10 protein-coding genes are annotated in these 12433 nt (G+C 69.1%); 7 read left to right on the top strand and 3 right to left on the bottom strand.

What is annotated here, in order from left to right; translation table 11 throughout:
* Positions 1–57: 57 nt before the first annotated feature.
* From C1933_RS14270 to C1933_RS14280, 3 genes are all read left to right on the top strand, one after another.
* Complete coding sequence (locus C1933_RS14270; RefSeq protein WP_108753782.1) at positions 58–558, top strand: M48 family metallopeptidase; 501 nt, start codon at positions 58–60, stop codon at positions 556–558.
* 47 nt (positions 559–605) lie between these two features.
* Positions 606–1304, top strand: coding sequence for an RNA pseudouridine synthase (locus C1933_RS14275; RefSeq protein WP_108753783.1), 699 nt, complete (start codon positions 606–608; stop codon positions 1302–1304).
* A 126-nt stretch (positions 1305–1430) separates the two neighbouring features.
* On the top strand, positions 1431–2975 hold the full coding sequence (locus C1933_RS14280) for a phospholipase D family protein (protein ID WP_108753784.1): 1545 nt from the start codon (positions 1431–1433) through the stop codon (positions 2973–2975).
* A gap of 3 nt (positions 2976–2978) precedes the next feature.
* On the opposite strand, the gene C1933_RS14285 is transcribed toward C1933_RS14280, so the two are convergent.
* Positions 2979–4049: an HDOD domain-containing protein gene (locus C1933_RS14285; RefSeq protein ID WP_108753785.1), complete on the bottom strand. Its 1071-nt coding sequence runs from the start codon at positions 4047–4049 to the stop codon at positions 2979–2981.
* Between the two features lie 275 nt (positions 4050–4324).
* Between C1933_RS14285 and C1933_RS14290 the strand changes: the two genes are divergently transcribed.
* Positions 4325–5422 (top strand): Glu/Leu/Phe/Val dehydrogenase dimerization domain-containing protein, encoded by a 1098-nt coding sequence (locus C1933_RS14290; RefSeq protein WP_108753786.1) that lies wholly within the window; start codon positions 4325–4327, stop codon positions 5420–5422.
* A 52-nt stretch (positions 5423–5474) separates the two neighbouring features.
* Here the strand turns inward: C1933_RS14290 and C1933_RS14295 are convergent, their stop codons facing one another.
* Positions 5475–8315, bottom strand: a complete 2841-nt coding sequence (locus C1933_RS14295; RefSeq protein ID WP_108753787.1) for an autotransporter serine protease — start codon at positions 8313–8315, stop codon at positions 5475–5477.
* Positions 8316–8496: 181 nt separating this feature from the next.
* Here C1933_RS14295 and C1933_RS14300 point away from each other — a divergent pair, with 181 nt between their 5' ends.
* The 3 genes from C1933_RS14300 to C1933_RS14310 all read left to right on the top strand — a co-directional run bounded on the left by C1933_RS14300 (position 8497) and on the right by C1933_RS14310 (position 10696).
* Positions 8497–9672, top strand: coding sequence for an acetyl-CoA C-acyltransferase (locus tag C1933_RS14300; protein WP_108753788.1), 1176 nt, complete (start codon positions 8497–8499; stop codon positions 9670–9672).
* Between the two features lie 122 nt (positions 9673–9794).
* Positions 9795–10136, top strand: a complete 342-nt coding sequence (locus C1933_RS14305; RefSeq protein WP_108750689.1) for a hypothetical protein — start codon at positions 9795–9797, stop codon at positions 10134–10136.
* 149 nt (positions 10137–10285) lie between these two features.
* Positions 10286–10696 (top strand): hypothetical protein, encoded by a 411-nt coding sequence (locus C1933_RS14310; protein WP_108750690.1) that lies wholly within the window; start codon positions 10286–10288, stop codon positions 10694–10696.
* A gap of 37 nt (positions 10697–10733) precedes the next feature.
* Here the strand turns inward: C1933_RS14310 and C1933_RS14315 are convergent, their stop codons facing one another.
* Positions 10734–12371 carry an acyl-CoA dehydrogenase family protein gene (locus tag C1933_RS14315; protein WP_108753789.1) on the bottom strand — a complete coding sequence of 546 codons (1638 nt, stop codon included), beginning with the start codon at positions 12369–12371 and terminating at the stop codon, positions 10734–10736.
* Positions 12372–12433: the final 62 nt, after the last annotated feature.

Here is a 12433-nt window from a genome sequence, read left to right on the forward strand (position 1 = left end):
GTCGGTACCGCGTGTAATCTTGGAAGCCCCATTCTACCGACGCCCCGCCGCCCCTGCATGGCTGTCCTGAAGTACCTCACCGGTTATCCCGAGCCCCTGGTGGCCCAGGTCAGCGAACTGCTGGCCCAGGGCAAGCTCGGCCCCTGGTTGCAGCAGCGCTACCCCGATCCGCACGAGGTGCGCAGCGACCGCCAGTTGTACGACTACACCCAGGAACTGAAGGACCGCTACCTGCGCAAGTCGGTGCCGCTCAACAAGGTCTGCTACGACAACACCCTGGAAGTGATCAAACACGCGCTGGGCACGCATACCGCCATCTCCCGCGTGCACGGCGGTCGCCTCAAGGCCAGTCGCGAGATCCGCATCGCCACGGTGTTCCGCCAGGCCCCGGCCGCGTTCCTGCGCATGATCGTGGTGCATGAGCTGGCGCACCTGAAGGAAGCCGACCACAACAAGGCCTTCTACCAGCTGTGCCAGCACATGGAGCCGGATTACCTGCAGCTGGAGTTCGACACCCGCCTGTACCTGACCGAGCTGGCCAACCGCAGCCAGCGCTGACCGGCCGCAGCAGCTACACTGCGCGCCCCCTGACCGACCTGCCCGCCATGGAACCGATCCGCCTCGACAAACGCCTGTCCGCCCTGCTCGGCATCCCGCGCGGGGAAGCGCGGCGCTATGTGGAAGGTGGCTGGGTGACCGTGAACGGCGAAGTGGTGGAACAGCCGCAGCGCCCGGTGGATGAGGACGCGGTGATCGTGGTGGCCGAGCAGGCCAGCGATGAAAAGGCCGAACGGGTCAGCATGCTGCTGCACAAGCCGGCGGGCATGGCCGCCGAGGCATTGTGCGCACTGGTCAGCAGCGCGACGCGCAGCGAACTGGATGCCAGCGGCACCCGCGCCCTGCAGCGCCACTTCCACGGCCTGCAACTGGCCGCCGCACTGCCGGCCGCCGACAGCGGCCTGGTAGTGGTCAGCCAAGACCCGGCCACGCTGGCCCACCTGCAGCGCAACCTGGGCCGCACCGAGCAGGAATACCTGGTGGATGTGGCCGAAGGCGGCCCCGAACGTGGCCCGTGGCTGCTGGCGCGCCTGCAGCAGGAAGCCGGCGGGCCCAAGGTCAGCTGGCAGAGCGAGCAACGCCTGCGCTTTGCCGGCAAGGGCCTGACCGCCAAAGGCCTGCGCATGGCGGTGACCGCTGCCGGGCTGCAGGTGACGGCGGTGCGCCGGCTGCGCATCGGCCGCGTGGCGCTGGGGCCGCTGGTGCCGGGGCAGTGGCGCTACCTGGGCAGCGACGAGCGGTTCTGACCTCGCCACGGGGTCGGATCCCTTGCCGCAGACAAGGGCTCTGACCCCACAAGGCGCCATCCACGCATGGCGTGACCGTGCCCAGAACGCCATCCACGCAGGGCGTGGATCCACTAGCATGGTGGCATGAGACTGCTGCGTATCGTCGCCATCATCATTGCTGCGCTGGTGCTGCTGGTGTTGTCGGGCCTGCTGCTGGCCGACCATCTCACCCCCAGCGCGCGCGGGCCCGCATCGCAGATGCTGCCACTGCAGCCGGCGCAGACCGCGATCGATCGCCAGCTGGCGCCGCTGCTGGCCGCCCACCCCGACCAATCCGGCGTGGCCTTCCTCAGCGATGGACTGGATGCCTTCGCCGCGCGCGCCGTCATCACCGAACAGGCCGGCCGCAGCCTGGACCTGCAGTACTACATCTGGCACGACGACCGGGTGGGCCACCTGATGGCCAAGGCGCTGCACGACGCCGCCGTGCGCGGTGTTCGCGTGCGCCTGCTGCTGGATGACATGAACGCCAAGGACAAGGACGCGCTGATGCTGGCGCTCGATGCGCACCCGAACATCGAGATCCGCCTGTACAATCCGCTCCGCAACCGCAGCGGCATCGCCCGTACGCTGGAACTGGTGCAACGCGCCTTCAGCGTGAACCACCGCATGCACAACAAGAGCTGGATCGCCGATGGCCGCGTGGCAATCGTCGGCGGCCGCAACATCGGCGAGGAATACTTCAGCGCGCGCGACGATGTGAACTTCCAGGACCTGGACCTGGTCGTGGCCGGCCCCGCCGTGCAGCAGGCCAGCGCCATCTTCGATGCGTACTGGAACAGCGACGCCGCCGTTACGATCAGCGCGCTGGCGCACTACAGCCAGGCGCAGCTGCGCGTGCTGCTGCAGCAGTCCGACCGCGATGCGCTGCATGACAGCAGCCGCCCCTACCTGCAGCGCGTGGCCAGCTCGCGTGCGCTGCGCCAGCCCGGCCCCGAGCCCCTGCACTGGAGCGCCCGGGTGCGCATCCTGTCCGATCCGCCAATGAAGCACCGCGACGATGCACGCGAGGGTTGGCTGGTGACCGCGCTGGCCGCACAGTTGCAGAGCGCACAGCACAGCGCACTGCTGGTCTCGCCCTACTTCGTGCCCGGTGCCGAAGGCCTGCAGGGTCTGTCGGCCATGGCAGCACGCGATGTGCAGGTGGGCGTGGTGACCAACTCGCTGGCCGCCAACGATGTGGCCGCGGTGCACGGCGGCTACATGGGCTACCGGGTGCCGCTGCTGCAGGCCGGCGTGCAGCTGTACGAACTGAAGGCACACGGCGAACCGGGCGACAGCAGCCTGTTCGGCAGCAGTGGCGCCAGCCTGCATACCAAGGCCTTCGTCGTCGACGACCGCCGCGGCTTCGTGGGCTCGTTCAATCTCGACCCGCGCTCGGCCTACCTCAACACGGAAATGGGCGTGCTGTTCGACGATCCCGTGTTGGGCGCGCGCCTACGCCAGGAGTACCTGCGGCTGGCCGACCCGCAGCACAGCTGGTGGCTGGCACTGGGCGCCGGCAACGAGCTGCGCTGGCTGGAACGGCAGCCGCCGCCGCACTGGGTAGGGCGCGAGCCCGGCAGTTCGCTGGGCAAGCGCTGGACCGCGCGGGTGATCAGCTGGCTGCCGCTGGAATCGCAGCTGTAGCGCTTACGGCACGGGCGCCTCACCGCCCTCGGCGCCGGCTTCATCCAGCGTTTCCACCGCGCGCCCGTGCAGCCGTCGCCAGATCCAGCGCAGCGCGTGCGGCGGTGCCGAAGGCAGCTGTTCCAGCAACGCCTGCATGCGTACCTGGCTGCCATGGCCATGACGGCACAGCAGGCTGGCCGCGGCCGCCGCGCTGCCCAGGCGCAGGCTGTCGGCCAGCGGCCCCTGCGCGTCGGCGGCCAGCGCCTGGTGCACCGGTTCGGGCAGGTCCCAGGCGGCGGCCACGCGTTGCGCCAGCGGCAAGGACCAGCGCTGCAGCAGGTCCAGTGCCAGCGCCGCATCCACCGTGCTGCTGCGGCCCTGCGCTTCCTGCAGCACCTGCCGCATCACCAGCGCCGCGCCCAGCCCCTGCACCAGCCCCAGCCACTGCGCGGCGAACGCATCGCCGAAGGTGACGGTGCGGGCGTGGTCGGCCGCGGCGCGCGAGGCCAGCAGCGCGTGTTCCCAGATGATGGTGCTGAACTGCGGGAAGACATCGCACTGCACCTGCATGACCGGCTGTACCAGCACGGCGCTGATGATCTGCCGCACCCCTTCGGTACCGACCAGGGTGACCGCGCGCTGCAGGCTTTCCACCGGCCGCTCGTGCACCTTGTAGGCCGGGCTGTTGGCAATGCGCAGCAGGTTGCCGGTCAGCACCGGGTCCTGGCCGATGATGGCGGCCATCACCCGCGCCGACGCGGCATCGTCGTTGACGGTCTGGATCAGCTGCGGCAGCAGTTGCGGGCGGCGCGGCAGCTGCCGGGTGGCCCAGTCGCGGTCCTGCAGGGCGCGGTCCACCGCCTCGGCCAGCGGCGAGCTGCCCTCGCCCGCCGGTTCGCCCACCAGATGCGGGGACAGCGCCAGCGCGTGCAGGCTGCGCTGCAGGTGCGCGGCGACATCGCCGGCGGCCAGCGGCTCGCCCTGCAGGGGACCGGCGGGCGGGCGGACATGCGATTCGGCCCGGCGCACCGGTGTGGTCGCGCGCCTGCCCGCCAGCCAGGCCGTCATGGCCTGCCACCAGACCGGCCTCACCGGCGCCCGCCGTGTTGTTGCACTGCTGCTGCCACTGCCTGCACCCGCGCCTTCTTCACATTCGGCGACCTGCCGTCGTCGCAGCATCGGCCGCGCTTTCATCTTCTTTAATGCAGCCGCCCCGGCCGTGCACGGCATCGGCCGGGCGAATGGACTAGAATGGCGCCGCGCGACCCGTCCCCCAGCCATGACGACGTCGCTTTTTTTGTTTTGGGACCCTACCGTTCATTGGCAGTTCGCTGCAGTTCGCCGCTGATCGCGCCATCGGAGACGCCATGCTATTCGAAACCCTCGCCACCACCGGTCATGAGCAGGTGGTGTTCTGCCACAGCCAGGATGCCGGCCTGAAGGCGATCATCGCCATTCACAACACCACCCTGGGCCCCGCCCTGGGCGGCGTGCGCATGCGCCCCTACGCCAGCACCGACGAGGCCTTGAACGACGTGCTGCGGCTCAGCCGCACCATGACCTACAAGAACGCCCTGGCCGGCCTGAACGTGGGCGGCGGCAAGGCGGTGATCATCGGCGACCCGAAGGTGGACAAGACCGAGGTGCTGTTCCGTGCATTCGGCCGCTACGTCGACTCCCTGGGCGGCCGCTACATCACCGCCGAAGATGTCGGCACCGATGTGAACGACATGGAGAACATCTACCTGGAAAGCCAGTTCGTGACCGGCGTGCACCAGGTCCATGGCGGTTCCGGCGACCCGGCCCCGTTCACCGCCTATGGCGCGCTGCAGGCGCTGATGGCGGCACTGCGCTTCAAGTTCGGGCACGAAGAAGTGGGCAAGACCAGCATTGCCGTGCAGGGCCTGGGCCACATCGGCATGGAACTGGTGAAGCTGCTGCGTGACCGCGGCGCCAAGCTCTACGTGACCGACCTGGACAGCGCGCTGGTGGATCGTGCGGTCAGCGATTTCGGTGCCGAAGCGGTCAAGCCCGATGAGATCCACGAAGTGAACGCCGACGTGTTCGCCCCGTGTGCGCTGGAAGGGGCGATCAATGCCGACACCCTGCCGCGCATCAAGGCGAAGATCATCTGCGGCACCGCCAACAACCAGCTGTCCAGCCTGGACATCGGCGATGAGCTGCATGCCCGCGGCATCCTGTACGCACCGGATTACGCGGTGAACGCCGGCGGCGTGATGAATGTGTCGCTGGAGATCGACGGCTACAACCGCGAACGGGCGATGCGCCTGATCCGCAGCATCTACCACAACCTGACGCGCATCTTCGAACTGTCGCAGCGCGAGAACATCGCGCCGCAGCGCGCGGCCGACCGCATTGCCGAAGCGCGCATCCAGTCCATCGGCAAGCTGAAGATGCCGCTGGGCCGCAGCACCCCGCGCCTGGGCAACCTGCGCGGCGGTTGATGGGCGCTGGCCACGCCCGGCAGCCTGCCGGGCGTGGTCACCCAACACCGCGTCAGAACGCGGCGCTGTAGCGCAGTGCGACCTGGCTCAGTTCGCCGCGCGGGCCGAAGCGCTGGTCGTAGCCGAAGCTGAGGCGGCTGTTGCGGCTCAGCCACGATTCCACCGACAGACCCAGCAGGCCACCGGAACGCATCGGCTGCAACCCGGCCATCGGCGCCCAGGCATCGATGCCGACGAAGCTGGCCTGCGCATCCATGCCCTGGCTGGACAACTGCTGCTGCCATTCGGCGTAGCCACGCAGCGCCCAGTTGCGCCACTGGCGCTCGGCGCGCACACCGGCCAGTGCCTGGCTGCGGCTGCTGGCATCGCCTGCGCTGCGCAGGCCGAAGCCCAGGCCACCCTGTTCGCTGAAGCGATCGCTGTCCACGCGGGTGTAGTCGGCGCCCAGGTACGGGGTCAGCGAAGCACCAGCCCAGCCGAAGCGATAACCGGCCTCCACGCTGGCCGTGCTGAAGTTGCCACCGTAGCGGGCGTTGACCCCGTACTGGCCGGCACCCAGCAGCAGCTGGCGATCGATCTCGCGGTTGAACTGGCCGGCACCCAGCTGGCCCAGCGCATAGGCACCGCCGGCATTCCAGCCGGCGTACAGCTGCGCCTGCGACTGCCGGTCGCGGCCGCGATCGCTGCCCCAGGCCCGGTTGCCGAAGCTGCGCGTTTCACCGAAGGCAAAGCCCAGCACGCCGTTGCTGCCCAGTGCGGTGTCCTGGCCCATCATCCAGCCATGGGTGTCGGCGCCGCTGGCCGAGAAGCTGCCCTGGCCGGCTTCGCCCAGCGCGTTCTGCCAGGCACCGGCCAGGCGCGGTGCGCCCTGCACCTGGCCGAAGCGTGCGGACAGCGCGCGGCGGCCCAGATCGATGCTGTCGAAGGTGGCCGCCGTAGCCAGCGCATGCGCCTTGCCGGACAGGCTGTCCAGGCTCTGCTGCAGCGCCAGGTTGCCCTGCACGCCCTGCAGCACGCCCGCGCCCTGGGCGAACACGCCGGTGACGTCGGTCCCATCGTCGAGTGCTTCGAACGCGCGTTCCACGCGCGAGGCCGAGGCCTGGGTACTGGCGCCCAGGCCGGCCGCCGATGCCGCGCTGACCACGTTGACCCGGTCGATGTTCAGGGTGACGTCGTTGCTGCCATAGCTGAGCCATGCATCCAGCAGGCTGCCCGCGTTGAGGCTGTTGCTGACCCCGTTGAACGTGCCGCTGACGCCCTGCCCGGCCTGCAGCACGGTCTGGGTGCGGCCGGCAGCCGGCACGTAGCCGCTGACGACACTGGACACGTGCACGTCGCCGCCCTGCAGGGTGGCCCTGCCGGTGATGGCAAGTGGACTGGAACCCAGCGAGATCATCAATCGCGCGCCGTCGCGGTGCAGGTAGTTGCCTTCGATGGTGGCGCTGCTGTTGGCATCGCGCACGATCACCATCGCCGCGTTGTCCACGTTGCCCTTGACCCGGGTGGTGCCGGTCATGAACTGCAGTGCCGCCGCGTTGGGGCTGGACGCCTGCGCGGTGATCACCACGTTGGAAGTGATGGACGCGCCGTCGCGCAGCGCCAGCGTGCCGCGTTCGATGCGGGTGTCGCCGGTGTAGGTGTTGGTACCGGAAAGGCCCAGCGAACCTTCGCCCTGTTTGACCAGGCCGCCGCTGCCGGTGATGTTGTTGCTCCAGACCGAATTCAGGCCCAGCTGCGAGACGTTGACGGTGGTATTGCCCCAGTCGAAGCGGGCCGGGCCGTTCACGGCCTTGCCGACATTCAGCAGGCCGTAGCCGTAGATGGCGTCCACGCCTGGCGCGCCGATGTCGGTGGCCGTGCCCAGCAGGGTCTGCCGCACCAGGTCGTTGTCGAAGTACGGGAAGCGTTCCCAGACCAGCGCGGCCGCGCCTGATACCAGCGGCGCGGCGAACGACGTGCCGTAATTCCACTGGTAGCCGTTGCCGTTGCGCTCGGGGAACACCGCGCTGCCCGGTGCGGTCAGGCAGTAACGCGCCGCATCGCCACAGGCGTTGGCCCAGCTGGTGCGTTCGCCGGGCTTGTTCGGATCGATGGCGGTGGCCACCAGCCAGCCCTTTTCCAGATCGGCCGCCGGCAGCGTACCGCCCACGCCGCGCTGGCTGGGCAGTGCCGCCACGCTGCTGGGCTGGTCGCGGCCCTCGTTGCCCGAGGCGAACACCACCAGGCCGCCGTTGCTCATGATGAAGGGGCGGTACTCGGCCGCCACCTGCGCGGTGGTGGCCAGATCGGTCCAGTACAACCCGCCCCAGGAGTTGTTCATGATCTTCACGCCGTAGCTGATCAGGTCCTGGTGGATGCCGGCCACGCCCAGCGGGCCGCTGAAGGAGTTGCCCTGGCCACTTCCGTCATCGGTGGGCGATGTGTCGGAAATGATTCGCGCCGACACGATCTGCGCCCCTGGCGCGATGCCGCCGGGCCAGACGCCCACGGTTGCGCCGGCGGCCAGGCTGGCCACCGCGGTGCCGTGGCCGACCACGTCGTCCACATTCAGGTTGTTGCGCGCCGGATCGACGTAGTTGAGGTTGGCCACCACGCGGCCATTGAGCGCGGCCGTGTCGCGCTTCACGCCGGAATCGACGATGCCGATGCGCACGCCCTTGCCGGTCAGGCCAGCGGACTGCGCGGCCAGGGCATTGGTCTGCACCAGATGTGCGTTCACCGCCGGCTCGGTGGGCTTGGCCGGCGTGGGCGTGGTGGGTGGCGGGGTTACCGGCGGCGTAGTGGGCGGCGGGTCGATGCGCACATTGCTGCCGCCACCGCCACCGCCACATGCACTCAGCGCGGCGACCAGCGCCGAAGCCAGAACCGACCTGCCCATCGTCTTACGTTCCATCGTTTCCTTCCCATGAACGTTGGCCTGCCGCAACCCCTTGCAGGCATCCAGTGCTGCCAGCGGCAGCTACCGCCGACCCTCTATACTGGGTCGACCCCCACGCAGTCTGCCGGGAAATGGCGCCGCTTCCAACGCCCGCCGTCTCCTTTCCGAACATTGCTCACGCATCAACGAGATTGCCATGTCCAACATCGTCATCGCCGCCGCCAAGCGCACCGCCATTGGCTCCTTCCTGGGCCAGTTCAACGGCGTGCCCACCCCGACCCTCGGCGCGGCCGCCATCGCCGCCGCCCTTGAGCAGTCCGGGGTACCGGCCAGCGACGTTTCCGAAGTCCTGATGGGCTGCGTGCTGTCGGCCAACCTGGGCCAGGCCCCGGCCCGCCAGGCCGCCATCGCCGCCGGCATTCCGCTGTCGGCCGGCGCGACCACCCTGAACAAGGTCTGCGGCTCGGGCATGAAGACCATCATGCTGGGCCACGACCTGATCAAGGCCGGTTCGGCCAAGGTGGTGGTGGCCGGCGGCATGGAATCGATGTCCAACGCCCCGCACATGCTGCCCAACTCGCGCACCGGCAACCGCTTCGGCAACTTCCAGGCGGTGGACCACATGGCCCACGACGGCCTGGTCAATGCCTACGACGGCAAGGCCATGGGTGAATTCGCCGAATGCGCGGTGGACAAGTACCAGTTCACCCGCGAGGAACAGGACGCCTATTCCATCGAATCGGTGCGCCGTGCGCAGGCCGCGCAGGCCAATGGCGCATTCGCCGATGAAATCGTCGCGGTGAAGGTGGCCACCCGCAAGGGTGAGGTCGAGTTCGCCAGCGACGAGCAGCCCGGCCGTTCGGACATCGCCAAGATCCCGACCCTGCGCCCGGCGTTCAAGAAGGATGGCAGCGTGACCGCCGCCAGTTCCTCCAGCATTTCCGACGGCGCCGCTGCCGTGGTCCTGCTGGCCGAAGACGATGCGGCCGCGCGCGGCATCACCCCGCTGGCGCGCATCGTCGGCCACGCCACCCATTCGCAGGAGCCGGAGTGGTTCACCACCGCGCCGATCGGCGCGATCCACGCCCTGCTGGCGAAGACCGGCTGGACCCTGGACCAGGTCGACCTGTTCGAAGTGAACGAAGCCTTTGCCGTGGTGGCCATGGCGCCGATGCGTGAACTGGGCATCAGCCACGACAAGCTCAACGTGAATGGCGGCGCCTGCGCACTGGGCCATCCGATCGGCGCCTCGGGCGCACGTCTGGTGGTCACCCTGGTCAACGCCTTGCGCACGCGCGGCGGCAAGCGCGGCATCGCTACCCTGTGCATCGGCGGCGGCGAAGCGACGGCAATCGCCATCGAGTTGATCTGAAAGGAATTAACGGCGATTTCGCAAAAATGAATGCGGGAGCGCTTGACACCCAATCTTGGCTTGTCATCATGTTGTCGGCGCGCAGTTGCGCGTTGCCTAATCTAACGACGAGGATTCACACAATGAGCATCAACAAGCTGCTGGTCGCTATGTCCCTGGCCCTGGCCCTGGCCGCCTGCTCGAAGCAGGAAGCTGCCCAGGACGCCGCTGCTTCGGCCAACGAAGCCGCCACCGAAGCCCAGGCTGCTGCCGACCAGGCCGCCGCTGCCGGCGCCCAGACCGCCGACGCTGCCCAGCAGGCCGCTGACACCGCCGCCACCGCTGCCGACGCTTCGACCGACGCTGCTGCCCAGGCTGGCGCTGCTGCCACCGACGCTGCTGCCGGCGCTGCTGCCGACGCTGCCAAGGCCGGTGAAGCCACCGCCGAGCAGGCCAAGGACGCTGCTGAAGAAGCCAAGAAGTAATAACTTCTTTCTTCACGCTGTTCTGGAAAAGCCGCTGGTTCGCCAGCGGCTTTTTCTTTGCCTGAATGCCGCTGTTGGCCTCGCGACCGGGCCTTCACAGGGGCCTGAATAGGCTGGCGTCCCCATCCATCGCTGTACCGGAGACCGCCATGAAGATCCGCACGCTGACCACTTCCCTGCTGGCCGCCTCGCTGGTGCTGGCCCTGGCCGCCTGCAAGGGCCCGGAAGCCGAACAGGCCCGCCAGGATGCCGCGCAGGCCGCCGACAGCGCGGGCGCCGCCGCGCGTGATGCAGTGGACCAGGCCGCCGCGGCCACCCGCGAGGCCGCTGACAAGACTGCTGCGGCCTCCGAGCAGGCCGCCGCCGATACCCAGCAGGCGCTGGACAAGGCCGCCGATGCGACCGCCACCGCCGCCGACCAGGCCAAGGCTGCGGCCACCGATGCGGCCGCGCACGCCAGCGATGCCACCGCCGATGCCGCGCAGAAGGTGGCCGACAAGGCCCGCGATGTCGCAGATGACGCGAAGGCCAACGCGGCCCACGAAGAAGCCAAGCACTGATGTTTCCCCTGTCGCCGGGCCTGTTGGCCCGGCGACGTTACGGCAGGGCGCGCGCCAGCATCTCGCCCAGTTCCAGCCCCGGCGGCAACGTCCCCAGCGCCAGGCCATGCTCGCCCTGCAAGCGGCTGCGGATGAAGGCGTCGGCCATGGGGCTTTCCGCCCGCAACAGCACCGCGGCCTGCAGCAGCAGTGCCGTGCGCTCGCAGAAGGCGCGTGCCTGCCCCTCATCGAACCCGGGTGATTCTTCCCAGCGCTGCAGCGCCTGCGAGTAGCGCAGGTCGGCATCGGCCGCCGCCTGCAGTTCCTGTTGCAGGGCGGCCATTGTTTCCGGCTCACGCGCCAGCGCGCGCAGCACGTCCAGGCACTGGATGTTGCCACTGCCTTCCCAGATCGAATTCAACGGCGCCTGCCGGTACAGGCGCGGCAGCATCGACTCTTCCACGTAGCCAGCGCCGCCCAGGCATTCCTGCGCCTCGTTGACGAAGGCCGGGGCGCGCTTGCACAGCCAGTACTTGCCCAGCGCCGTGCCCACCCGCGCCAGCGCGGCTTCTGCCGGATCGATGGCGGCGCGATCCACCGCGCGGGCGATGCGCATGGCCAGCACCGTGGCCGCCTCCGATTCCAGCGCCAGATCGGCCAGCACGTTGGTCATCAGCGCATGGTCCACCAGCGGTTTGCCGAACGCGCGCCGGTGCCGTGCATGGTGCAGCGCCTGGGCCAGGGCCATGCGCATTTCCGCCGCCGCGCCCAGCATGCAGTCCAGCCGGGTCATCATCACCATGCCGATGATGGTGGCCACCCCGCGCCCTTCCTCGCCCACGCGCCAGGCCTGTGCACCGCAGAACTCCACTTCGCTGGACGCATTGGCCCAGTCGCCCAGCTTGTCCTTCAATCGCATCAGCCGGAACGCATTGCGGTCACCATCGGCCAGGCGGCGTGGCATCAGCAGGCAGGTCAGCCCACCGGGGGCCTGCGCCAGCACCAGGAAGCCATCGCTCATCGGCGCGGAGAAGAACCACTTGTGCCCCGACAAGCGATAACGCTCGCCGTCGATCGGCTCGGCGTGGGTGCTGTTGGCACGCACGTCCGAGCCGCCCTGCTTTTCGGTCATGCCCATGCCCAGCGTGATGCCGGCCTTGTCGGCCACCGGCACATCGCGCGAATCGTAGACAGGCGCGGCCGCCTTGCGTGCCCACTCGGCCAGGTGCGGCTGCGAGCGCAGCACCGCCACCGCGGCGTGGGTCATGGTGAGCGGGCAACTGGTGCCCGCTTCGGCCTGGTGATGCAGGTAGCTCAGCGCCGCGCGCGCCACGTGTGCGCCCGGTTGCGGTTCGTGCCAGGACAGCCCCGCCACGCCGTGCTGCTTGGCCGTGCCCATCAGTTGGTGGTACGCCGGATGGAACTCCACCAGATCGATGCGGTGCCCCTGCGCATCGTGCGTGCGCAGGCGCGGCCGGTCGCGGTTGGCATCGAACCCCAGGCGGTACAGCTCATCGCCGGCCAGTGCGCCATACACCGCCAGGCGCGGCGCGAAGGCACCGCCGCCCTCACGCTGCACTGCCTCGGCCAGCGCGACATCGTCGGTACATAACTGCCGCCCGGCGAACGGTGGTGGCTGGTTCAGCACCACGTGCGTTTCGTAGGGAACGTTGCTGCTGAAGCCCGGTCCGTTCATCCATTGCTTCCCGTTGCGGAAAAGGAGCCCCTCGATTGTGCCGCATCGTCCGGCCAGCGCCC

Origin of the sequence: Stenotrophomonas sp. ZAC14D2_NAIMI4_6 (assembly GCF_003086875.1) — a bacterium.
GTDB lineage: Bacteria > Pseudomonadota > Gammaproteobacteria > Xanthomonadales > Xanthomonadaceae > Stenotrophomonas.